Genomic DNA, 22,886 nt, shown 5'->3' on the forward strand with positions numbered 1-22,886 from the left:
GTTTATACAAGTATTTTTATGTAACACATCACGATTCAACTTGCTGCTGCAGCGCCCACATGCGCGCATAAGTGCCTGATTGGTCGAGCAATTCACTGTGTGTACCCTGCTCGATGATGCGCCCGCCTTCCATCACCAGAATGGTATCTGCGTGCACGATGGTGGACAGCCGGTGCGCCACGATCAAGGTGGTACGGTTGCTGGCGATCTGCCGCAGCTCCTCCTGGATGGCCTGCTCAGTACGCGAATCCAGTGCGGAAGTAGCCTCATCCAGCACTAGGATGGGTGGATTCTTGAGGATGGTGCGCGCAATCGCCACTCGCTGCTTCTCGCCGCCCGAGAGCTTGAGGCCCCGCTCACCCACCAACGTGTCATAGCCATCCGGCAAGCTGCTGACAAAGTCGTGGATATGAGCGGCGCGCGCCGCCTCAATCACCTCTTCCCGGCTGGCGTCGGGGCGACCATAGGCGATGTTGTAATAGATACTGTCGTTGAACAGCACCGTATCCTGCGGCACGATGCCGATATGGCGGCGCAGGCTTTCCTGGCTCAGGCTACGGATGTCCTCGCCATTGATGCAAACTCGCCCCTGCTGCACATCATAGAAACGGAATAGCAGGCGGGAGAGAGTCGATTTGCCTGCGCCACTGGTACCCACCACCGCTACCGTTCGCCCAGCAGGAATGCTGAAGCTCACGTCATGCAGAATGGGACGTTTTTCTTCATAGGCAAAGGCAACTTGCTCGAAGCTGACCGTTACCTCCCGGCTGTTCAGGGCTCGCGCGTCAGGCGCATCTTCCACCTCGCGCGGCTCGCCCATCAGGTCGAACATTTTTTCCATATCGGCCAGGGAGTGCTTGATTTCCCGGTAGACAAAGCCCAGAAAGTTGAGCGGAATGTAGAGCTGGATCATGAAGGCGTTGACCAATACCAGATCCCCCAGCGTCATGGTCTTGTTGACCACGCCGCGAGCGGCCAGCCACATCAGCACGGTGACGCCCGTGGCAATGATCAGCGCCTGCCCGGCATTGAGGAAGGCCAGCGACACCTGATTCTTGACGGCAGCCCGCTCCCACACCTGCAGGTTCTGGTCGTAACGGCGAGACTCATAGGCTTCATTGCCAAAGTACTTCACCGTTTCATAGTTGATCAGCGCGTCAATGGCCTTGCTGTTGGCCTTGGAATCCATGTCGTTCATGGTGCGGCGGAACACCATGCGCCATTCGGTCACCCCCAGGGTGAAGGCAATGTAGATGGCCAGCGAGGTAAACGTGACAATGGTGAACCAGATGTCGTAACGGCTGAGCAGCACCCCAGCCACCAGCACGATTTCCACCAGCGTCGGGATGATGTTGAACAGCATGAAGTTGAGCAGGAAGGCAATGCCACGGGTACCACGCTCAATGTCCCGGCTCATGCCACCGGTTTGCCGCTCCAGATGAAAGCGCAATGAGAGGCGGTGCAGGTGTTCAAACACCTGCAAGGCAATGCGCCGGATCGCACCCTGTGTCACCTTGGCAAACACAGCGTCACGCATTTCCCCCAGGCTGCTGGAAGCAAAGCGTAGCAAACCATAAGCAATGATGGCACCCAGCGGAATCAGCAAGGCTACTTGGCCGGGAGCATGCTCGAAGTGGTCGACCACGGCCTTGAGCATCAACGGCACGGCCACGTTGGCGACTTTGGCCAGCAGCAGGAACAACATGGCCAACATCACCCGGCCCCGGTATTGCCACAGGTAAGGCAACAGGGTTTTCAGGGTATGCCAGTCGTTACGGCGTGCCGGGGCGGGGCCAGTATGGGAAATGCGCATGTGGAGCTTCCAGTGGAGCATGGCGGGAGATCGGGTATGATCTCATGCAGATGGGGGCATCGGCGCGCCCTGCAAGGCAAACCTGCACAAAAAAGGGATACAGGATGGGCTGGCTGCTGCTGGAGGCCGCAATTGCGGTGGGTTTACTGGTCGGGATTGTCTGGTGGACCTGGCCACGTCAGAAATAAACGTGCGGCAAGCTCAGCGCGCCAGCCGCCAGCGGTAATGGCCGGTGATGGTGTCCTGAAACAGATAGTCTTCTTCACGCGCGCCAAAGCCGATGTTGTGGATCACCAAGGGACGGCCACTGGCAGACTTGCGGTCACTGACCAGCATGATGTGCGGGCGGCCATTGGCCAGACGTACCGTCACGATATCCCCGGCCTGATAGTCCGCATTCTGCTCACCCACCGGCAGGGCCATGCCCTTGTGCTGGAAAAACACCTGCAGATTGGGTACCCGGCGGTGGTCGATATTGGCATCGGGGCCGTTGCTGCCCCAGAGCTTGGGATACGTCGCCCAGCGTTGACGCATATCTTCATGTACCTGCTGCTGCAGGTCAACCTTGTAAGCGTGCCGTAGCGCACGGATCACCACGTCCGTACATACCCCCTGCAGGATCGGCACATCACCATTGGGGTACGTCAAGGACTGATAGCGCGGATCATAGATCAGGGTCTTGCCCACTTGCGCACGGGCCGCCTGCACCAGCGCCGGGCTGGCTGCCGTGGAATGGCATGCCAGACCCCAGCTCAGGCAAGCAGCCACCACCCAGCGGATTACCGTCAATTTAGCCATTGGCTATTTATCTCATAAATACAATCAAATTTACCAATAAAGGCACTGCGCGCACAATTAGCACCAAGATCGACACAGGAGCACCATCATGGCCAAAAGTGCAGCTTTTGGGCTGGTCCACATCGGTACCGCTTTCGGGGTGACCTATGCACTGACCGGCAATCTGGCGGTCAGCGGTGCGGTGACCTTTGTCGAACCCGCCGTCAACACCGTGGTACATTATTTTTTTGATCGGGCATGGGATCGTAAAGTTCATCCCGCCAGCCCGTCGACCGCGATGACACCCTGAGCCAGGCATTGCGGGTTTTCCCCAGCTTGTCCGGCGCGTCAGACCGGCGCAAGCTGGCTGCATTGGAAATCACCCGCCCACCATGCCAGCCCTGACCACTGACCTGTTCCTGCATGATCTGGCCGCCAGCCTGCCGGTTGACGCTCGGGTAGTGGATCGTGAGCGGATGCGCGTTTTCGAATGCGACGCCTTGTCGGCTTATCAGCAATTGCCCCTGGCCGTCGTCTTGCCCGCGGATGAAGCGCAACTGCTGCACACGCTGGCGCTATGCCGCCAGTATCGTGTTCCGGTGGTCGCCCGCGGTGCGGGTACCGGCCTCTCCGGCGGAGCCTTGCCGGTGGCCGGTGGCGTCCTGCTGTCGCTCTCCCGCATGAACCGCCTGCTGGAACTCGACCCGCTGGCGCGTACCGCCCGGCTGCAGCCCGGCGTTCGCAATCTGGCCATCTCGGAAGCCGCTGCGCCGCATGGCCTGTACTACGCGCCCGACCCGTCCAGCCAGATTGCCTGCAGCATTGGCGGCAATGTGGCCGAGAATGCGGGCGGCGTGCATTGCCTCAAATACGGACTGACCGTCCACAATCTGCTGGCCTTGCGGGTGGTCACCATGGAGGGTGAAGTCCTCAGCCTGGGTGGCACGGCGCCCGACGCACCGGGGCTGGACCTGCTGCCGCTGCTGACTGGCAGCGAAGGCCTGCTGGGCTTTATCACTGAAGTCACCGTGCGCTTGCTCCCCAAACCACCGCTGGCCAGGGTCATCATGGCAGCCTTTCCGACGGTGGACCGGGCGGCCGATGCCGTGGCGCAGCTGATTGCCAGCGGCCTTATCCCGGCCGCCGTAGAGATGATGGACCGGGCGACCGTACAGGCGGTCACCCCGCTGGTCGGCCCGATCTACCCCACCGATGCCGCCGCCGTGCTGCTGGTTGAGGCCGATGGCAGCGAGGCGGAGGTTGCGGGGGATATTGAGCGTATGCAGCGCGTCTTGCAGGAGCGTGGTGCGTCACAACTCACGGTATCTGACAGCGAGGCCGAGCGCCTGCAGCTGTGGGCCGGACGCAAGGCAGCTTTCCCGGCTGCAGCCCGTCTGGCTCCGGACTATTACTGCATGGATGGCAGCATCCCGCGCCAACAGCTGGGGCGTATCTTGCAGGAAATCGAGGCCCTGTCTGCCGAGTTTGGACTGCCTTGCATCAACGTCTTTCACGCTGGGGACGGTAACCTGCACCCCCTGATCTTGTTTGATGCCAACGCGCCCGGCCAGTTTGAACGCACCGAAGCCTTTGGCGCCCGCATTCTGGAAGCCTGTGTCGCGCTGGGTGGCGCCATCACCGGCGAGCATGGTGTGGGCGTGGAAAAAATACAGTCCATGTGCGTGCAGTTCTCCCGCGCAGAGCTGAGCAGCTTCCACCAGTTGAAGCAGGCTTTTGATCCGCAGGGCCTGCTCAACCCCGGCAAGGCGATCCCGGAGCTGCACCGGTGTGCCGAGCATGGCCGCTTGCATGTGCATGGCGGGCAACTGCCCTTTCCTGACTTACCCCGGTTCTGATCATGCTGGATGCCCTGCAAGCACAAATCCGCCAAGCCTGTCATGCCGGCCAGCCGCTAGCCATCCGTGGGGGTGGCAGTCATGCCGGGCAGCTGCCTGCCCCCGGCCCCGGCCACACACTGCAGGTCAGCGACTATCAGGGCATTGTCCAGCACGACCCGGCGGAACTGGTCATCACCGTGCGGGCGGGCACCCCGATCGCTGTGGTGAACGCCCATCTGGCGCAGCACCAGCAGATGCTGGCGCATGAGCCGCCTGAGCATGACGGGCAAGCCACCGTCGGCGGCATGGTCGCCACCGCCAGTGCCGGGCCGCGGCGGGTCTACCGGGGGCCGGTGCGTGATCAACTGCTGGGAGCGCAGTTGATTGATGGGCGGGGTGAGCTGCTGCGTTTTGGCGGGCGGGTCATGAAAAATGTAGCGGGCTTCGATATCAGCCGCATGCTGGCAGGCAGCCGGGGCAGCCTCGGCGTCCTCACCGAGCTGACCTTTCGCGTGTGGCCGCTGCCGGAGGAGGAACGCACGCTGGTGTTTGCCGCACATGAGCAAGAAGCCATCACCTGGCTGAACCAGTGGGCCGGGCAGCCGCTACCCTTGTCGGGTAGCGCCTGGCAGGATGGCCAGCTCTGGATACGCCTGTCCGGCCACTCGGCCAGTGTGACAGCAGCCCACCGCCTGCTGGGGGGCGGCCTAGACGAGGCGCCTCCGTGGTCCGCGCTGCGTGAGCAGCACTTTGCCCGTCAAACCCTGAGTACCGGCGAAGCCCTCTGGCGCTTGAGTGTGCCGCCCACTGCGCCCCCCTTGGCACTGCCCGGCCTGACGCTGCTGGAATGGGGCGGCGGTCTGCGCTGGCTGAAAGCACCCTTGAGTGCCGAAGCGATCATCCGGCAACGGGTGCAGGCACTCGGCGGCCATTGCCAGTGCTGGCGCGCGGAAGGCGCACCACAACAGGTGTTTGATCCGCTACCTGCCCCTCTGCTGGCACTGCAGCAACGCATCAAAGCCCGGTTCGACCCTGCAGGCGTATTCAACCCCGGCTTGTTTTACCCGACCCTCTAGGCCGATCATGCAGACCCGTTTGCGCAGCGACCTCCTCCCGTCCACCGAAAGCCAGCAGGCTGAACAAATCCTGCGCCGCTGTGTGCATTGCGGCTTCTGCCTCGCCACCTGCCCCACCTACCAGCTGACCGGCAACGAACTGGATAGCCCGCGTGGCCGTATCTATCTGATCAAGCAACTGCTGGAAGGTGAAGCGGCCAGCGTGGCCACGCAGCAGCATCTGGATCGCTGCCTGACCTGCCGGGCCTGTGAAACCACCTGCCCCAGCGGGGTGCAATACAGTCAACTGGCCGACATCGGGCGCGGTCTGCTGGAGCGGCAAGGCTTACGCCGCTGGCGTGATCGCCAATACCGGCGTTTGTTGCAGACTGGCTTGCGGCAGCGTGCCCTGTTTGGTACCGCCGTCTGGCTGGGGCGTACCCTGCGCCCCCTGTTTCGTACCGCCACCGCAGGCATCCCCCCGCGCCGCACCCTGCCCGCGTGGGCCTCACCGGCGCTGCCCGCCAATGCCCCCAGCGTCATCGTGCTGCAAGGCTGTGTGCAAGCTGCACTGGCACCGGACACCCACGAGGCCACATTGCGCGTGTTGCAGGCGGCGGGCCTGCAGGTCCACACCGTGCCGCGCGAAGGGTGTTGCGGGGCGCTGGCCTGGCATCTGAACGATCAGGACGCGGGTAGGGATGACATGCGACGGATGGTAGACAGACTGTGGCCGCTGGTAGAAGCGGGTGCGAGCGCCATCATCACCACCGCCAGTGGTTGTGGTGTGCAACTACATGAATATGCTGTACTGCTCGCGCAGGATGCCGACTATGCCTTGAGGGCGGCCCGGATCAGCGCACTGGCTTGCGATGTGTCCGAAGTGGTCAGCCAACACCTGACGCCGCTGCTGCCACAGCTGAAACCCGCCGGTCCTGCACTAACCCTGCACACGCCCTGCACCTTGCAGCACGGCTTGCGCAAGGCGCCGCTGCTGCAAGACCTGCTGGTCCGGCTGGGCTGGCAACTTGCACCGGTCGCCGAAAGCCACCTCTGCTGTGGCTCAGCCGGCAGTTACAGCCTGTTGCAGCCCGCTCTGTCCGGCCAGCTGCGCGAGCGCAAGCTGGCCGCATTGCGCGCGGAGCAGGCCGCGGTGATTGCCACCGCCAATATCGGCTGCCAGTGCCACCTGCAAGCCGGAACCCGCACACCGGTACGACACTGGATCAGTCTGCTGGCGGAGCGATTGCGGGACTGAGTGCCTGAGCCACTGACCCGCTTCAAGCCAAAATCCTGCAACTGGACACCGGGGCTGCTGCACTGCCATCATGGCAAGCTGATTGATCGGAATACCCTATGTTCTCTCTGGAAAGCTCGCTGTCTGAAGCCACCGCCATGCTGTTTCACCGCTACAGCGGGCAGGTGGAAGCACATCCCGATTGCTGGTGCATCCTCACCCCGGATAATCCTACCTTCTGGTGGGGCAATTACCTGATCTTCCCGCAGCCCCCCACGCTTAGCCGCTTTCCGCAGTGGGAGGCGCGGTTTGCAGCGTTGATCAGCCAGCGCCAGCCCGGCTCAAGCCATCGGGTGTTTGCCTGGTTGGGCGAAGCAGGCGAGGCGGCGCAGTTATGCGATCAGGGCTACCACTTGGTGGTGGCGCAGGAGTTAAGCTGCACCGAGCCGACCCTGCCTGACGACGTGGCAACACATGTGCAAGTCCGCCCACTGCACAGCGATGCCGACTGGCAGGCAGCACTGGAGCTGGACGTCGTCAACCGCCGCCCACAGCATGCCGAGGACACCTACCGTGAGTTCAAGCTGCGGCAGCACGCCCGCTACCGGCGCATGGCTGCAGATGGTCGCGGCCACTACTACGGTGCATTCCATGGCGAGACGCTGGTCGCTGCCCTGGGGATTTATGTCAGCCCGGAAGGCTATGGCCGCTATCAGAATGTCGGCACCCACCCGGACTGGCAACGCCAAGGGATTGCCGCCCGCCTGGTACATGATGCCGGGCATCATGTCCGGCAGCACTTCCCCGTACGTCAGCTGGTCATCGTGGCGGATGCCGCAGGCGCGCAGGCGCTCTACCGCAAGGTTGGTTTTCGGGTGGCCCGGCTGGCTTATGCGCTAGAGAAGCCGCCCGTCTGACGCGGCTTCATGGCAGGTCGAAGCGCAAGACTTCGGCCTGCTCCGCCTGATCAAGCATCAGCACATCACCGGGGTCCAGCATCAGGGCATCCCCCGCTTGCATGGGCTGCCCATTGGCCCGCAGCAGCCCGCGTACCAGATGCAGATAGCGGCGACATCCGGCAGGCACCATGCCGCGCTGCTCACCGCTCAGGCGCAAGGCATAGACACGGGCATCCTGCTTGATCGAGATCGACCCCAGTGCGCCGTCTGGTGACAGCAGCAATACCCAGCTTTGCGCCAACGCCGCTGCATCCACATGGGTTTGCTGATAGCGCGGCGCTTCACCGCGTACCCAGGGTTCAATCCAGATTTGCAGCAAATGTGCTGGCGCTGTCGTGGAACCGTTATATTCGCTGTGTTCCACCCCGCTGCCCGCACTCATGTACTGCAATTCACCAGGCCGCAGACTGGCTTGATGGCCCATGCTGTCTTGATGATTCAGCTGGCCCGACAGCATCCAGGTGACGATTTCCATGTCGCGGTGACCATGGGTGGCAAAGCCCGCACCAGGCGCAATGATGTCCTCATTGATCACCCGCAGAGGCCCAAACCCCATGAAGGCCGGGTCGTAATAACCCGCAAAGGAAAAGCTGTGCCAGCTTTGCAGCCAGCCATGATCCGCTTTGCCCCGCTCTGCCGCACGCCGCCACTGCATGACACCCCTCCTGCTGTTGCTGGCATGGTAGGCAGATCTCCATGTGCAGCGTTAGCTAAAGGTTTTGCTGGAATCATTCAGCACACCTGAATAACAAAAACACATCCCATCAAAATTAGGTAAGGCTAAAATTTCCACTCCCACGCCCATGCAATTCGTGTAGCATTTCCAGCAAAAAACCATACCCAGAGGACGACATGCCCCCATCAGCACCCCATGCTGCCTCAATGCGCTTGCTGCCAGCACTGCCACGCGCTGAAACCTCAGCCACCACTTCTCGTGTGCAGCAATGGACTTCACCCGCCCCCACTGAGCTGCAAGCACAGCTGCAGCGCTACTGCGCAGCGTCCGGACAGTGGGCGCCACAGGTACTGCAGTATGCGGGCCTGATCTGGATGGCACGGTGCACCCACTTTGAGCAGCAGCATGTACGCTGGCAACACCCGGACGGAATGCGGGTGGTTCACCTGCAGCTGAGCCCACAGCACAGCCTGCAGTACCTGCTACACCAAGGCCTGCCGGAAAACGCCGCCAGAGACACGGCCGCCTACTGGCAACTCTCAACCCTGGACGCTCCCTTGCCGGAGGGTCTGGCCTTGGGCTTGCGTTTCAGCCTTGATCCACTCGCTCTGGAGCTGACCTGTGATGCCTCCGTGCTGGATGGCCCGTTCCTGCGTACTGCGCCAGATCAGATCTGGACCTTGCTCTCTGCTGCCTTGACGCAGCCGGATGCACCTGTGGGTCAGCTGGAGATGTTGACGCCAGCTCAGCGCACCACACAGCTGGTGCAATGGAACCAGACTGCCCTGCCTTACCCACGAGACAGTCATCTTGCTGAGCAATTTCATCAGGTCGCCATGCGCCAGCCCGATGCCATTGCAGTCAGCCAGCAGGGTGCTCAACTGAGCTATGGCGAACTGAATAGGCAGTCCAGCCAGCTGGCACACCAGCTGTTGCAACACGGCATTCAGCCCGGCATGCGCATCGGTGTCTGTCTGCAACGCAGCCTGGCCCTGCCACTCAGCTTGCTTGCCATTCTGAAAGCAGGGGCCTGCTACGTACCGCTCGACCCGGACTACCCGGTACAACGACTTGACTGGATGCTGGCCTTTGCCGAGTGCGCCTGGGTGCTGCTGGACCACACCACGGCTGAACGCATGCCAGCCCCGGCCTGCCCCGTGCTGCAGGTAGAGTCGCTGCTTGCACACAGTGCCGCACAGCCTCTGCATGTACCGGATGGCCAGACACAGGCAGAAGACCCCGCCTACTGCATCTATACCTCGGGCTCGACAGGCGTGCCCAAAGGGGTCATGGTCACACATCGGGGTGTACTGCGACTGGCCATGGGCAGCGGTTGGCCCTTTCCGCCCGATGCAGTCTGCCTGCAATCGTCGTCGATGGCGTTTGACGCCTCCACCTGGGAAATCTGGGGCACACTGCTGAATGGTGCACGGCTGGAATGGATGCCACCGGGACAGATCACGGCAGAAAGTGTGGCTGATGTGATTGCTCGCGAGCAGGTCAGCCATCTGGGCTGCTCCACCGGCCTGTTCCACCAGCTGGTGGAACAGCACCTGCCCAAACTGGGCAGCCTCAAGCGTCTGATTGCCGGGGGCGAGGTCATGTCCCGCGCCCATGCCCAGCGCTTTCTGGAAGCGCTGCCGGGCGCTCAACTGGTCAATGGCTACGGCCCTGCCGAGAACACCACCGCCAGTACGGCCTGCCGGCTTACCCTGCCCTTGCCGGCAGGCAGCCTGCCGATCGGGAAAGCGATTGGCAATTCCGAGTGCCTGGTACTGGACGAACAACTACAGCTGCTGCCGCCTGGCGTGACCGGCGAGCTGTATGTCGGCGGGGATGGCTTGGCACTCGGCTACCTCAAGCAGCCTGAACTCACTGCAGCCCGCTTCATCGACCACCCCTTTCGCCCCGGTGCACGCCTTTACCGCACCGGCGATCTGGTGCGACAACGCGCAGACGGTGTATTGCTGTTTGTGGGACGGCAGGATCATCAGGTCAAAGTACGAGGTTATCGGGTCGAGTTGCCGGAAGTTGAAGCAGCGCTGTCCAGCCTGCCTGCTATCCGGCAAGTGGCTGTCGTGGTACGGCAGGACAGCGCCCCCCCGGAGCTGGTCGCCTATCTGGTCACCGATACCCCTGCCCCCACCCGCGACAGGATCCGGGCAGCGCTTGCGGCACGACTGCCCGCCTTCATGTTGCCCACGGCCTATGTGCTGCTGCCCAACTTGCCGCGCACGCCAAACGGCAAGGTGGATCACGCCGCCTTGCCCGCGCCCGGCCGTTCCCGCCCGGTGCTGACCACCCCGTATGTGGCGCCAGAAACCGTCCTGGAAAAGCAACTGGCCGCCATCTGGGAGGCGGTGCTCGACATTGCACCCATCGGCATGAACGATGATTTCTATGCGCTGGGTGGACACTCGCTGCGCGCCACCCAGATTACCGCGCGCATCCGCAATGAACTGGGCTTCGAGCTCTCAGTGGCCGACACACTGGCCTGGCCCAGCGTTCGACAACTCCTGGAGCGGCTGCAACACAATCGCCCTGTACTGGAAGACATCCGCCCCTGCGCACGGGAAGGCGATCACCCACTGTCGCTATCGCAAGAGCGGGTGCTGTTTCTGGAGACCCTGAATACCGACCTGCTGGCCTATAACGCACAGGCCGCGTTCCACCTGCAAGGTCCCTTGCAGGTGGATGCACTGGCACAGGCCTTGTCCGATCTGGTCGAGCGGCATGACATCCTGCGGACCACATTTCACAGCGGACGGGGCGAGCCAGTCCAGCGTGTAGCCCCAGCGTGGCAGGTACCGTTGCCGCTGCTCGATCTGAGCATGCTGGCGGCTGATGAGCAGCAGGTTCGGCTGAAACAGGAAATCGAGCAGCGAGTCCGCCAGCGCTTCCAGCTGGACCAGCTGCCCCTGGCCTACTGGTATCTGTTCAGGCTGGCCGAAGAGCGGCATGTGCTGCTGCATGTCGAGCACCATTTTGTCCATGACGGCTGGTCATTCGGTATTTTCCTGAATGAGCTGCGTGCCTGCTATCTGGCCCGAAGTACCGGCAAGGCACCACAGTTGCCACCTGTCAGCGCTCAGTACATTGACTATGTGCACTGGCAACGCAACTGGTTGAACACCCCGCATGCCCAAGCCCAGCTGGACTACTGGGTACAACTGCTGCGGGGCGCACCTCCCCTGCTGGAACTGCCGACCGATCGGCCTGCACCGCCCGTACAACGGTTCCAGGGCACGGCCCAGCGGGTAGAGCTACCTGCCAGACTGGCCAATGCCATGCGTCAGCTTTGCCAGCAGGAGGGCGTTACCCTGTTTGTCGGCCTGTATGCCGCCTATGTGGTCCTCCTGCATCGGCTGACCGGCAGTGATGATCTCTGCGTAGGTACCGCCGTCGCCAACCGGCAGCTCAAAGCCAGCGAGGGCATGATGGGCATGCTGGTCAATACCATTGCCCTGCGCAATCAGCTTAGCCCAGACCAGTCTTTCACCGGTTTGCTGCAACAAGTACGTGAGCAAACCCTGCAAGGGTTTGCCCATCAGGAATTGCCCTTTGATCGGGTGGTGGAAGCACTGTCGCCGGTGCGTAGCCTCAGCCATGCCCCGGTTTGCCAGACCTTGTTCAGCTTCCATGATGCTCCGATGCCAGACCGCCAGTGGGGTAGCCTGGAAGTCGACATCGAAGAGGCCATCAATAATGGCTCCGCCAAGTTCGCGCTCGATGTGGTCGCCATCCCGAGAGTGGAACAGCAACGGGGTACCACGCAAGAGGCCATCACCCTGATCTGGGAGTACCAGACAGCCCTGTTTGACGATGCCACCATTCGTCGCATGATAAACAGCTACTTCTGCCTGCTTGAGGCGGTGGTGGTGAACCGGCAATGTGCAATCGGCCAGCTGCCCTTGCAGGATGCTGCCCTGCAGGCGGCCACCATGCAACTGGGGCGACCGCAACCGGTTGCCGTGCAAGATATGCATCTGGCTGCGGCCTTGGCACGTCACGCCCGCAACACTCCCCAGGCGTGTGCTGTGCAACACGGCGCGCACACCCTGAGTTATGCCGAGCTGGAAGCGAAGAGCAATCAGCTGGCACGGCTCTTGAAGCCTCACACGCAGGTAGCGGATAGCCGTATTGCCCTTTGTCTGCCCCGCTCCCCGTGGCAACTGATAGCCCTGCTGGGCATCCTGAAAGCCGGCGCTGCCTATGTGCCCATCGACCCGGCCTGGCCTGCCGAACGCCAGCAGGCGGTCTTGCACGACAGTGCGGCGGTCTTGCTGCTGGGGGTTGACGCCTTGCGACAGTGCTCAGTCCGGCAGCTCCCGCTTGCTGCATGGCAGGCGGCGCTGCCCGGTCAGGACAGCCGCCCGCTGGCGCTGGATCAGGCCGGGTTGGCCTATTGCCTCTACACCTCGGGCTCGACCGGTACACCGAAGGGGGTCATGGTCGGACACCAGCAGGTCCTGCACCAGCTGGCCGCTCTGCAGGCACATTACACGCTCAGCACAGCGGACCGGGTACTGCAAAGCGCAGCCTTGACCTTCGATGTCTCGGTGGGCGAAATCTTCATGGCATGGTCGGCAGGGGCCTGCCTGGTGCTACGCGAAGAGGCCTGGATGGATAGTCTGCCGCGTTGGGTCAGCGCGGCCAGCCAGGCAGCAATCACCGTGGCAGACTTGCCCACTGCATTCTGGTCCACACTGGCACAGGAGGCCTCGCTCAGCCTGCCACCCAGCCTGCGCCTGATCCTGATTGGCGGCGAAGCCGTCAGCCCGGTGGCCTTGCAAGCCTGGTTTGCACGCCCTCAGCCCCTGCCTCGGCTGCTCAATGCCTATGGCCCCACGGAGACCACCATCAACGCCACGCTGTGTGAACCCCGACCGGATGGCAGCAACTGGCACGCCATTGGTCGCCCGCTCGCCAACAGCCCGCTGCATGTGCTGGACCTGTCCGGCCAGCCGGTGCCGGTGGGTGTGGCAGGCGAGCTCTACATCAGTGGGCCCTGTGTGGCGCAAGGCTATCTGAACCAGCCCGAGCTGACAGCATCACGTTTTCTGCCCGACCCCTACCTGCCCGGCCAGCGCATGTATCGCACCGGAGACCGGGTTCGCTGGCGAGCCGATGGCGAGCTGGACTTCCTCGGGCGCCTGGATCAACAGCTGAAACTCAGAGGGTTCCGCATCGAGCCGGGTGAAGTGGAGGCCGCACTGCAGCGTTGTCCGGGTGTCAGGGCATGTGTCGCCTTCATTCGGGAGCAACAGGGTGAGCCGATGCTGGTTGCCTGCCTGGAAGGGCACGCGGAGGTCAGCCTGGTGAAGCAGCAGCTGCAGCAAGCCTTGCCCGCTTACATGGTGCCGAGTTCTTTTCTGGTAGTGCCGCAATTACCGCTGACGGCGCAAGGCAAAGTGGATCGCCGCGCCCTGTTGCAACTCCCCTGGCCAGAACCGGACCGGGGAGAGGCCACATCGCCGTGCAGCGAGATGGAAATACGGCTGCAGCCACTGTGGCAACACGCACTAGGGCGCCCGGTTGGCCTCCAGGACAACTTCTTCACCGCAGGCGGGCATTCCCTGCTGGCCATGAAGCTGATCGCTCAAATCGAAGCGGAACTGGGGCTGAGCCTCAACCTGCGCACCCTGTTTGAGCACCCGACACTGGCGGAACTGGCCCTGTGGCTTGAGCAGCAACAGGTATCGGAAGAGGATGAGGCCGCCGCCATCCTGGCGGAACTGTCTCATTTGTCGGATGAGGAGATCGCCGCCCTGCTGGACAAGGTGAACTAAGCCGACTGCGGGAACCCTGCCGTGCCCTCTCTGTAGCAGAGGGGGCACGGGGCTTTACAACAGGCGGGCCAACAGTGCCTTGTCCAGCCCGGCCGCCAGTGGAATCTGCACGATGTGACCACTGCCCGAAGCCACTTCAACCGGGGCCCCGTCCAGCCCGCGCATGGTCTGCACCTCTACCAGATGATTGCCGCTGGGGTGGATCACCTCTAGCCGGTCGCCCACTGCAAAGCGGTTTTTCACCACCACCTCGGCCCAGCCATCCTGTACCTGACGGACATCACCGACGTACTGGCTGCGATGCGCTTCCGACACCCCGGCGAGGTAGTTCTGGTATTCCTGGGTGTGGTGGCGCTGGTAGAAACCATCGGTATAGCCACGGTTGGCCAAGCCTTCCAGTTCACCCAGCAATGCCGGGTTGAAGGGACGGCCCGCCACCGCATCGTCAATCGCCTGTCGGTACACCTGCGCGGTGCGCGCCACGTAGTACAGCGATTTGGTGCGCCCTTCCACCTTGAGCGAATCCACGCCGATGCGGGCCAGCCTCTCGACGTGCTGCACGGCACGCAGGTCCTTGCTGTTCATGATGTAGGTGCCGTGCTCGTCCTCAAAGATCGGCAGCAGTTCACCGGGCCGCTCTTTTTCCTCGAGAAAATAGGGACGATCTGCCAGCGGGTGGCGGGCCTGCTGGCCCAGTGCCGAGAAGGACTGATTGGCTTCTTCCAGCGCCTGCTGGTAGTTGAACCGCAGGGTTTCCACCGGGATGCGGGCGAGGTCGCCACTGGCATCTTCATTGGCGTTCTGCACCTTGTAATCCCAGCGGCAGGAGTTGGTGCAGGTGCCCTGGTTCGGGTCGCGATGGTTAAAGTAGCCCGACAGCAAGCAGCGCCCTGAATAGGCGATGCACAGTGCCCCATGCACGAATACTTCCAGCTCCATGTCCGGGCAGGTTTGGCGGATTTCTTCCACCTCATCCAGCGACAGCTCGCGCGAAAGGATCACCCGGGTGAGGCCAACAGACTTCCAGAACTTCACATCCGCCCAGTTGACCGCATTGGCCTGCACCGACAGGTGAATCGGCACCTCAGGCCATTTCTCACGTACCAGCATGATCAGGCCAGGATCGGCCATGATCAGCGCATCCGGCTTCATCGCCACCACCGGCGCCATGTCGTGCAGATAGGTCTTGAGCTTGGCGTTATGGGCAAAAATGTTGCTGGCCACAAAGAATTGCTTGCCGCGCGCATGCGCCCCTTCGATACCGGCCTGCAATACCTCCAGCGTGGAGAATTCGTTATTGCGCGCCCGCAGGCTGTAGCGCGGCTGACCGGCGTACACGGCGTCCGCGCCAAAATCGAAAGCAGCGTGCATCTTGTCGAGAGAGCCCGCAGGCAGCAACAGTTCGGGGGCACGTAACATGATGAGGTCCGGATTGCGTGGTGAAGGGGCGTTATTCTAACGAAAAAACAGAAAAGAATCAGTAACTTCCTGCACCCTTTACCGTTCCCTTCATGAGAGGCATGCGCTGCAAGGTCACGGCTGGCATCAGCGCTTGCAGTTGCATCTGCAAACGGCGTGCAGCCTCCGCATCAGCAGCCCAGCGTAAGTATTGATGCCCCGCAGCAGCCGCTTGCAGCAGCCGCCCCTCAACCAGCACGCCTTCAGCCAAGGCCGGAGCTGCAGCTCGCTCCGCCCACACCACGCCCCAGCCCGCATCTGCAATCGGCCGCCATGGCTCCGCGTGCTGCGGTTGCCATTCCCAGAGTGCCAAATCTTGCCAGACGGGCTGCCCGTGGGGACGGCTAAAGCGAGCCTGCACCAGGTGCCATTGCCCGTCCCGATGGCGGCGAGGCTGCACCTCTACCCTGTAGGCACGGTCTGGCTCATCGGATACTTCCAGCTGTCCCTGCAAGTCCAGTACGCCTGGTGGACCGTCATACCATTGCACCACGGTTTTCGCAGGCTGCCCCAGGAAACGTAGTGTCAGCAATGCGCCGCCATGCTGGCCGGGCCAGGTCTGCAAGCCGATCTTGACCGCGTGCTGTTTATCCTGTGCCAGCAGCCATTGGGGGAGCGAAGCAGTTTGCGCCTCGACAGCGGCTGTCAGCTTAAATGTGGACCACGCAGGCTCACCTGGTAACGCCGGAACACGCCAATCAATCCGGGCATGCGCCTCCGGTTTGCCTTGCCGCAAACGCAGCAGCGTCATTTTGCACTGGTATGCCGGGCAAGCATCCCGCTGCAGTACATAGCCAAGCTCACCGGCCACGGCTGAAGACATCACCCCGAGCATGATCAACCCTTTCCAGAGACTGCGCATGAATGCTCCTTTGAACCCCATCTACGACAGGACTGGATACGCCGTAAAACGTTCCCGAGCTTGCGTCTGGCGCATCCCGGCAGTATGATATGGAACGAACGTTCTTGTTTATCCAAGGAGTGGCGATGCCCCCACCGAACCGTGATCATGAGTATCTGGCCAAGCTGCAGGGTTATTATGCGGACTACCGCTCGCTGCCCTCCTTTGCCGTGATGGGGCAAATGCTGGGACTGGCCTCCAAATCGGCCGTTTCTGCGCTGGTCAAGCGGCTGCAGCTGCAAAATTTTCTGGAGATGACGCCGGACAAACGGCTGGCGCCGACCAAACGTTTTTTTGCCCGCCCGCTGATGGAAGACGTGGTGCGTGCAGGCTTGCCCAGCCTGGCTAATGATGGCATGCGCGACGCCATCACCATTGATGACTACCTGATCGACAACCCGGCAGAAACCATCCTGATCACGGTGCGGGGCGACTCCATGATCGACGCCCACATACAGGACGGCGATCTGGCGGTGGTGGAGAAGCGCCACGCCGCCCGCCCGGGCGACATTGTGGTCGCCATTGTGGATGGCGAATTCACGCTGAAATACCTAGACAAGGAAAACGGTCAGTTCATCCTCAAGCCGGGCAACCCGGCTTACCCGGTGATCCGGCCTACCACCAGCCTGGAAATTTTCGGGGTCATGGTCGGTCTGGTACGCAAGCTGGGCTGACGCTGATCAGCCTTGCCCGGCCAGATTTGCCGGGCTCGCATCAAGTGATTCGCTAAGCGCGCTGACCTTGTGCCACAGCGGCAGCCAGCGGGGCCGATGCGGCACGTTGCGCACGGCGCAACAGGAACCAGACTGCAGCCCAGTATGCCGCGTAGCAGAGCAGCAACATCAGCGACGGTTGCGCACGGTAACCGGTCAAGCCCGACAGCAAGCCGCCTAAACGGCCATCATCCGGCACCATGGCGCTGCTATCCCACAATGGGTCTACCAGCGCAGGCAGCCATTCCAGCCCGATCATCTTCTCGACACCCGTCACCAGCATGGATGCGCCCAACAGCAGCAGCAGGCTTTCTGTGACCCGGAAGAACAGCCTCCACGAAAACACTTTGCCACCCAGCTGCAACAGCCAGAAGGTGACCAGTGCCAACACAAACCCGGTCGCAGCCGCCAGCCAGAAGTGCAGCAAGGCCATGCCCTGCTGCGCCACACCGGAGCTGTAGAGGAAAATGACTGTTTCGCTGCCCTCGCGGCCCACCGCCAAGGCCACCAGCAGCAGCATGCCCCACCAATTGGTGTTGTCTACATTCTGCTGCATGCCCTGCTCCAGCGTGCGCTTCAGGTGTCGACCATGCCGCTTCATCCACAGCACCATCTGTACGATCAGGGCCGACGCCACCAGCACCATGGCCAACTGAAAGTAATCCTGCGCCCCCTCCGGCAGCATTTCATCAAACAGCAGGATGGTGCCACCCAGCAGAAAGGCAAAGCCCAGACCGGCAGCCACCCCACCCCACAGATAGCGCATGCCTTGGCCTGCATTGGGATTGCCCCGCAGCCAAGCGTAGAGAATGCCGATCACCAGCATCGCTTCCACACTTTCCCGCCAGACGATGAAAAGAACCTGATCCATACGGCTGCCCCGCTGCTGATTTGAAACCACCGGGCACCGGGCCCGGTGTACTGCCTTACTTGGCGATGATCACGCCTTGTGCAGTCGGCAGGTTTTCATGGAATTCGTCCACAAACTTGTACTCGCCCGCCTTGACGGCTTTGACCTTCAGCTTCACGGTCTTGCCCGGTGCAACCACTTTTTCCTGCTTCAGCGTCTTGCTCTCGAATTCGGCAGCGGATTTACCGGTGTTGCTCACTTCAATCACGAAGGGCTTGCCAGCCGGTACTTCCAGCTTTTGCGGCGTCATCACGCCATCCTTGAACTCCACTTTGACCGACAAGTCTTCGGCCTGGGCAACCCCCACCGACAACAGCAAAGCACCCACCACTGCAAAACGCTTGACCAACATGAAGCCACTCCTGATCACATTGAAAAACCGAAAAAGCTGCCCGCTTGGACAGCTTGTATTATCCGCGCCTGCAATAACAAACGCCAACAAAATGTGAATCATTCCGTTTATCAGGCAAGCTGCTGTCAGGTTGCCTGCTGTTCTCAATGGCGACGGCGCGCCACCATCTGCTCGGCAATCCGGGCCAGCACATCAGTGCTCAACAGTTGTGTGGCGGCTGGGTAGACCTCAGCCTCTTCCCGTGCCGCGTGAGCGATATAGTCCGCCGCAAAACGGCTGGCCAGCTCCCCCTCGTTCAGCTCCAGCCAGTGACCATCATGAATGGCCTGCAGGCGCGGGCGCAGCTGCTGCCACAGCAGGCCCAACGGCTCATGCTCATGCTGCAAGGCCAGCAGGGCCGCCCTCATGGCCGCAAACTCCACCTGTTCGCCCGCCGCCAGCAGCAAAGCCGGGAACAGGTCATCTTCTTCGTCTGCATGGTGGCGTGGTGCGGCCAGGTCAAAGTAGCGGATGACATTCCCTGCCGCCTGGCGGGCATCGGCCGTCAGGCCATGCTGCGGCAAATGCGTCACCAGCTGCTGGATCACGTGGCAAAACTTGCGCACCCGCCCGTGACACGCCAGCAGCATCTCCAGCGGGGTTTCCAGTGAAGGGAGCTCTTCATGCCCCGGCAAGCGCAGGCTCATCGTGTTCCTGTTGGGTGAAGACGGGCTTGATGCCAGTGAGCAGGTAGTCAATCAACTCACGCACCGGCCGGATGGCCGAACCAAATGGCAGCGGCTCCGAGCCCCGGAAGAACAAACCCTTGCTGACCTCGCCGCGCAGTGCCGCTGCCAGCTGGGTATCAATGCAGAATTGACCAATCTTGGCCAAGCCATCACGCAGGCCGCACACGGACAGGCAATTCAGCCCCGTGGTGCAGCGTGCCGAATCACACTTGGCCTTGCTCTGCAGCAAGGCCTCGCGGCGCAGGTAGGTTTTCAGCCACGGTGTCAGCACCCCGCGAGCAGGCAGGCCCGCAACGCTCATGAACTCGACGATATCTTCCGGGCCCGCTCCAGCCAGCACCGCTTTGAAATTGGGATGGGCATCCCCTTCCTGACTCACGGCAAACGCCGTACCCAGCTGCACGCCAGACGCCCCCATCTCGAAGGCTTCCTTCACCTTCTGGTGGCTGTTGATACCCCCGGCCAGAATCAGCGGAATCGGCTCCCGTTCCAGTCCCAGCTCGCGGAACAACTCCCGAGCGCCTTCCACCACCAGCCGGAAGTCAAAGCGACCATCCTTGAGGTCTTCGATCCGGGCCGCGCCCAGGTGCCCCCCGGCATAACGCGGATGCTCAATCACGATGGCATCCGGCTTGCGGCCTTTTTTCAGCCACTTTTTCAGCACCAGCGCAATCCCGCGCACTTCCGACAGGATCGGAATCAAAGCCACCTTGGGATGCTCGGCAGTAATCTCTGGCAGATCAAACGGCAGGCCCGCGCCCATCACCACGGCATCCGCCCCGCTTTCGCAGGCTTGCCGCACATAATCGGCATTATCCAGCACCGCCTTCATCACGTTGACCGCAACCATGCCTTTGCCCCCGGCAATCTCGCGGGCCATGCGAATCTCACGGTCGAGGGCTTCCAGATTGGTCTGGTCCAGTACTTCCTGATCGCGCACCTTGTGGCAGCGGGCCAGCAGGTCCGGGTGATGATGCTTGAGGTCCACACTGGCAATGGTGCCCATGGCGCCTTCCCGCGCCACGCTACCGGCCAGTCGGTGTGCAGACACCCCGACCCCCATCCCGCCCTGCACGATTGGTAATACGGACTTGCCTGCCAGTTCCAGCATGGGGAACGGCGATTGATGCGAAGACATGACACCCTTTCCGGGCAACAACGGGATGCCCAAGCTTGCCAGCAATCGGCTTGGCTGGCTTTGAGTTGAATCAACGCTCACGGAATGGTTCTCATCTTCCGTGTAACTGACGATCAAACCACAGTCGCCCTTGTTCGCCAAGCCCCGCAGCGATTAGACTGCATGCGTACCCTGTTTGGCCATCACTATGTCTGATTTGCTTGCGCAACTGGCTCACCGGATTGGTGACACCCATGTCTTGACCGACCCTCAAACCATACAGCCCTATCTGACCGACTGGCGCAAACGCTATCGTGGCAAGGCGCTGGCAGTGTTGCGCCCGGCCAGCACCGCCGAGGTGGCCGCCATTGTCCGCCTGTGTCATGACGCCGGTGTGTCGATGGTGCCACAGGGCGGCAATACCAGCCTGTGCGGTGCCAGCGTGCCGGATACCCTTGGCAATGCGGTGGTGATTTCGCTATCCCGTCTGCGGCAGATACGACAAGTCGATCCGGTCAACCAGACGCTCACTGCCGAAGCAGGCTGTACTTTGGTCGAGGTGCAAGTTGCAGCGGCGCAACAGCAGCGTCTGTTTCCACTCTCATTGGCCTCTGAAGGCAGCTGCCAGATTGGCGGCAACCTCTCCACCAATGCCGGTGGCGTCCAGGTACTGCGCTACGGCAATATGCGCGAGCTTACCCTCGGGCTGGAAGTGGTGCTGCCGGATGGGCAAATCTGGGATGGCCTGCGTGGCCTGCGCAAGGACAATACCGGCTACGACCTCAAGCATTGTTTTATCGGCGCGGAAGGCACGCTCGGCATCATCACTGCAGCCACCCTCAAGCTGTTCCCGCGCCCACTGCAGCAGTGCACCGCCTGGGTGGCACTCAGCGGGCCGGAGGATGCACTGCAACTGCTGGGACAGCTGCAACAGCGCTTCAGCGACAGGCTGACCGCCTTTGAGCTGGTGTCGGACGTGTGCCTGCAGCTGGTCACACAACACATCCCCGGTAGCCGCTCACCGCTGGAAGCCCCCAGCCCTTGGTATGCCCTGCTGGAACTCTCGGACGGCGCGCCGGATGACCGTCTGGCAGGCGACCTGCTCGCCACCCTTGCGGAGTCGCCGGTGCAGGATGCCGCCATCGCCCAGAGCGAACAACAGGCACGCGCACTGTGGCTATTACGGGAAAGCATTTCGGAAGCCCAGCGGCTGGACGGACCGTCAATCAAGCACGACATCGCCCTGCCCGTCAGCGCCATCCCGGCCTTCCTGCAAGATACCGCCGCCCTGCTGCAGCACGCCTTCCCCGGTGTACGCTTGCAGGTCTTCGGCCACCTTGGCGATGGCAACCTGCACTACAACCTCAGCCACACTCGCCCCGGCAATGTCGATCTGTTCGATGACGAAGCCCAAGCCAACCGCATTGTTTACGACCAAGTCGCACACTACCGTGGCAGCATCAGCGCCGAACATGGCATCGGCCAGCTGAAGCGCGACACCCTGCCCCACTACAAGTCCGCCCTGGAACTGAAACTGATGCACCAGCTCAAAGCCAGCCTCGACCCCAAAGGCCTGATGAATCCGGGCAAGGTCCTGGTCTAGCCCCAAGACTGTCATCGCCCCCCCACTCACAATACCTCAAAGACCTGTGCCCATGACAAAACTGAGTGAATCCGAACGCTACCAAGGTGCCTGGTAGGCCTGGCTTGTGGCGATGCCCTTGGCACGACGCTGGAGTTCTCCCCGCGAGGAAGCTTTACCCCGATCACGGACATGGTCGGCGGTGGTCCGTTTGATTTGCCCGCAGGCGCCTGGACCGACGACTGCAGCATGGCGTTGTGCCTGGCGCACAGCTTGCTGTATTGCAAGGGGTTTAACCCGACGGACCAGATGAACCGCTATTGCAATTGGCAAGCACATGGCTACATGAGCAGCACCGGACGCTGCTTCGACATTGGTATGACCATTGCCCGCGCACTGGAGCGCTATCAACAGTCCGGTGACCCATACAGTGGCGAGTCCAACCCCCACACTGCAGGCAATGGTAGTCTGATGCGACTCGCCCCCGTGCCGATGTACTTCTGGCATGACCCCGCCCAACTGGATGAGATGGCCGCGAATAGCGCGCGAACCACGCATGGTGCAGAAGAAGCAATCGAAGCTACCCGGCTCTTTGCGCAGCAGATCCGCTTGGCCCTGCAGGGTGCGGATAAGACTCAGATTTGCCAGATCACGGACTTCAGCACGCCTGCAATCACAGTCCAAAATCTCGCAAGGGGGAGTTGGCAAACCAAATCTGAGCAACAAATCATGGGTACCGGCTACGCCATCGCCTCGCTGGAAGCTGCACTGTGGTGTTTCTGGCACACGACAGACTATGCTTCTGCAGTATTACGTGCGGCTAATCTGGGGGACGATGCCGACACCACCGCAGCAATCTGCGGTCAGCTGGCAGGGGCCTACTATGGCATCAACAGCATCCCTGAGCCGTGGCAATCGCGGCTGTTCATGGGCAAAGAGATTAAAGATCTGGCCGATCGGCTCCTGGATCAGCGCGTGTAA

The 22,886-nt window shown here is 61.8% G+C and carries 18 protein-coding genes; 9 read left to right on the forward strand and 9 right to left on the reverse strand.

Annotated elements, in window-relative coordinates; translation table 11 throughout:
- Positions 1-28: 28 nt before the first annotated feature.
- Positions 29-1,813, reverse strand: coding sequence for an ABCB family ABC transporter ATP-binding protein/permease (locus HF682_RS12935; RefSeq protein ID WP_168877740.1), 1,785 nt, complete (start codon positions 1,811-1,813; stop codon positions 29-31).
- Positions 1,814-2,014: 201 nt separating this feature from the next.
- Positions 2,015-2,611 carry a DUF1287 domain-containing protein gene (locus HF682_RS12940; protein WP_168877741.1) on the reverse strand — a complete coding sequence of 199 codons (597 nt, stop codon included), beginning with the start codon at positions 2,609-2,611 and terminating at the stop codon, positions 2,015-2,017.
- A gap of 88 nt (positions 2,612-2,699) precedes the next feature.
- On the opposite strand from HF682_RS12940, the gene HF682_RS12945 reads away from it, so the two are divergent.
- The 5 genes from HF682_RS12945 to HF682_RS12965 all read left to right on the forward strand — a co-directional run bounded on the left by HF682_RS12945 (position 2,700) and on the right by HF682_RS12965 (position 7,637).
- Complete coding sequence (locus tag HF682_RS12945) at positions 2,700-2,900, forward strand: DUF2061 domain-containing protein (protein WP_168877742.1); 201 nt, start codon at positions 2,700-2,702, stop codon at positions 2,898-2,900.
- An 82-nt stretch (positions 2,901-2,982) separates the two neighbouring features.
- Positions 2,983-4,446, forward strand: a complete 1,464-nt coding sequence (locus tag HF682_RS12950) for an FAD-linked oxidase C-terminal domain-containing protein (RefSeq protein WP_168877743.1) — start codon at positions 2,983-2,985, stop codon at positions 4,444-4,446.
- Between the two features lie 2 nt (positions 4,447-4,448).
- Entirely contained in the window at positions 4,449-5,504 is a 1,056-nt protein-coding gene (gene glcE / locus HF682_RS12955) for a glycolate oxidase subunit GlcE (RefSeq protein ID WP_168877744.1), read from the forward strand.
- Between the two features lie 7 nt (positions 5,505-5,511).
- Positions 5,512-6,741 carry a glycolate oxidase subunit GlcF gene (glcF, locus tag HF682_RS12960; protein ID WP_168877745.1) on the forward strand — a complete coding sequence of 410 codons (1,230 nt, stop codon included), beginning with the start codon at positions 5,512-5,514 and terminating at the stop codon, positions 6,739-6,741.
- Between the two features lie 98 nt (positions 6,742-6,839).
- Positions 6,840-7,637: a GNAT family N-acetyltransferase gene (locus HF682_RS12965; RefSeq protein WP_168877746.1), complete on the forward strand. Its 798-nt coding sequence runs from the start codon at positions 6,840-6,842 to the stop codon at positions 7,635-7,637.
- A gap of 7 nt (positions 7,638-7,644) precedes the next feature.
- Here HF682_RS12965 and HF682_RS12970 read toward each other — a convergent pair whose 3' ends face one another.
- Complete coding sequence (locus HF682_RS12970) at positions 7,645-8,334, reverse strand: pirin family protein (protein ID WP_168877747.1); 690 nt, start codon at positions 8,332-8,334, stop codon at positions 7,645-7,647.
- A gap of 227 nt (positions 8,335-8,561) precedes the next feature.
- Here HF682_RS12970 and HF682_RS12975 point away from each other — a divergent pair, with 227 nt between their 5' ends.
- Positions 8,562-14,144 (forward strand): non-ribosomal peptide synthetase, encoded by a 5,583-nt coding sequence (locus tag HF682_RS12975; protein WP_168877748.1) that lies wholly within the window; start codon positions 8,562-8,564, stop codon positions 14,142-14,144.
- A gap of 54 nt (positions 14,145-14,198) precedes the next feature.
- On the opposite strand, the gene trhP is transcribed toward HF682_RS12975, so the two are convergent.
- On the reverse strand, positions 14,199-15,563 hold the full coding sequence (gene trhP / locus HF682_RS12980; protein ID WP_168877749.1) for a prephenate-dependent tRNA uridine(34) hydroxylase TrhP: 1,365 nt from the start codon (positions 15,561-15,563) through the stop codon (positions 14,199-14,201).
- Positions 15,564-15,621: 58 nt separating this feature from the next.
- A complete protein-coding gene (locus HF682_RS12985; protein ID WP_168877750.1) occupies positions 15,622-16,464 on the reverse strand; it encodes a hypothetical protein in 843 nt (280 codons plus the stop codon).
- A gap of 125 nt (positions 16,465-16,589) precedes the next feature.
- Between HF682_RS12985 and HF682_RS12990 the strand changes: the two genes are divergently transcribed.
- Positions 16,590-17,177, forward strand: coding sequence for a LexA family protein (locus HF682_RS12990; protein ID WP_168877751.1), 588 nt, complete (start codon positions 16,590-16,592; stop codon positions 17,175-17,177).
- 52 nt (positions 17,178-17,229) lie between these two features.
- Here HF682_RS12990 and HF682_RS12995 read toward each other — a convergent pair whose 3' ends face one another.
- The 4 genes from HF682_RS12995 to HF682_RS13010 form a co-directional block, all read right to left on the reverse strand.
- Positions 17,230-18,087: an FTR1 family iron permease gene (locus tag HF682_RS12995; protein ID WP_168877752.1), complete on the reverse strand. Its 858-nt coding sequence runs from the start codon at positions 18,085-18,087 to the stop codon at positions 17,230-17,232.
- A 55-nt stretch (positions 18,088-18,142) separates the two neighbouring features.
- Positions 18,143-18,478, reverse strand: coding sequence for a cupredoxin domain-containing protein (locus tag HF682_RS13000; protein ID WP_168877753.1), 336 nt, complete (start codon positions 18,476-18,478; stop codon positions 18,143-18,145).
- A gap of 143 nt (positions 18,479-18,621) precedes the next feature.
- Positions 18,622-19,164, reverse strand: coding sequence for a hemerythrin domain-containing protein (locus HF682_RS13005; protein WP_168877754.1), 543 nt, complete (start codon positions 19,162-19,164; stop codon positions 18,622-18,624).
- Positions 19,139-20,344: an NAD(P)H-dependent flavin oxidoreductase gene (locus tag HF682_RS13010; RefSeq protein WP_168877755.1), complete on the reverse strand. Its 1,206-nt coding sequence runs from the start codon at positions 20,342-20,344 to the stop codon at positions 19,139-19,141. Before HF682_RS13010 ends, HF682_RS13005 begins: the two co-directional genes overlap by 26 nt.
- A 187-nt stretch (positions 20,345-20,531) precedes the next feature.
- Here HF682_RS13010 and HF682_RS13015 point away from each other — a divergent pair, with 187 nt between their 5' ends.
- Positions 20,532-21,926, forward strand: coding sequence for an FAD-binding oxidoreductase (locus tag HF682_RS13015; RefSeq protein ID WP_168877756.1), 1,395 nt, complete (start codon positions 20,532-20,534; stop codon positions 21,924-21,926).
- 99 nt (positions 21,927-22,025) lie between these two features.
- A complete protein-coding gene (locus tag HF682_RS13020) occupies positions 22,026-22,886 on the forward strand; it encodes an ADP-ribosylglycohydrolase family protein (RefSeq protein WP_277346197.1) in 861 nt (286 codons plus the stop codon).

Source organism: Leeia aquatica, assembly GCF_012641365.1.
In the GTDB taxonomy this organism is placed as follows: domain Bacteria; phylum Pseudomonadota; class Gammaproteobacteria; order Burkholderiales; family Leeiaceae; genus Leeia; species Leeia aquatica.

Excerpts from the sequence above, each read along its gene's own strand:
- HF682_RS12935 (WP_168877740.1), bottom strand. The coding sequence starts at position 1,813 with ATGCGCATTTCCCATACTGGCCCCGCCCCGGCACGCCGTAACGACTGG.
- HF682_RS12940 (WP_168877741.1), bottom strand. The coding sequence starts at position 2,611 with ATGGCTAAATTGACGGTAATCCGCTGGGTGGTGGCTGCTTGCCTGAGC.
- HF682_RS12945 (WP_168877742.1), top strand. The coding sequence starts at position 2,700 with ATGGCCAAAAGTGCAGCTTTTGGGCTGGTCCACATCGGTACCGCTTTC.
- HF682_RS12950 (WP_168877743.1), top strand. The coding sequence starts at position 2,983 with ATGCCAGCCCTGACCACTGACCTGTTCCTGCATGATCTGGCCGCCAGC.
- glcE (WP_168877744.1), top strand. The coding sequence starts at position 4,449 with ATGCTGGATGCCCTGCAAGCACAAATCCGCCAAGCCTGTCATGCCGGC.
- glcF (WP_168877745.1), top strand. The coding sequence starts at position 5,512 with ATGCAGACCCGTTTGCGCAGCGACCTCCTCCCGTCCACCGAAAGCCAG.
- HF682_RS12965 (WP_168877746.1), top strand. The coding sequence starts at position 6,840 with ATGTTCTCTCTGGAAAGCTCGCTGTCTGAAGCCACCGCCATGCTGTTT.
- HF682_RS12970 (WP_168877747.1), bottom strand. The coding sequence starts at position 8,334 with ATGCAGTGGCGGCGTGCGGCAGAGCGGGGCAAAGCGGATCATGGCTGG.
- HF682_RS12975 (WP_168877748.1), top strand. The coding sequence starts at position 8,562 with ATGCGCTTGCTGCCAGCACTGCCACGCGCTGAAACCTCAGCCACCACT.
- trhP (WP_168877749.1), bottom strand. The coding sequence starts at position 15,563 with ATGTTACGTGCCCCCGAACTGTTGCTGCCTGCGGGCTCTCTCGACAAG.
- HF682_RS12985 (WP_168877750.1), bottom strand. The coding sequence starts at position 16,464 with ATGCGCAGTCTCTGGAAAGGGTTGATCATGCTCGGGGTGATGTCTTCA.
- HF682_RS12990 (WP_168877751.1), top strand. The coding sequence starts at position 16,590 with ATGCCCCCACCGAACCGTGATCATGAGTATCTGGCCAAGCTGCAGGGT.
- HF682_RS12995 (WP_168877752.1), bottom strand. The coding sequence starts at position 18,087 with ATGGATCAGGTTCTTTTCATCGTCTGGCGGGAAAGTGTGGAAGCGATG.
- HF682_RS13000 (WP_168877753.1), bottom strand. The coding sequence starts at position 18,478 with ATGTTGGTCAAGCGTTTTGCAGTGGTGGGTGCTTTGCTGTTGTCGGTG.
- HF682_RS13005 (WP_168877754.1), bottom strand. The coding sequence starts at position 19,164 with ATGAGCCTGCGCTTGCCGGGGCATGAAGAGCTCCCTTCACTGGAAACC.
- HF682_RS13010 (WP_168877755.1), bottom strand. The coding sequence starts at position 20,344 with ATGTCTTCGCATCAATCGCCGTTCCCCATGCTGGAACTGGCAGGCAAG.
- HF682_RS13015 (WP_168877756.1), top strand. The coding sequence starts at position 20,532 with ATGTCTGATTTGCTTGCGCAACTGGCTCACCGGATTGGTGACACCCAT.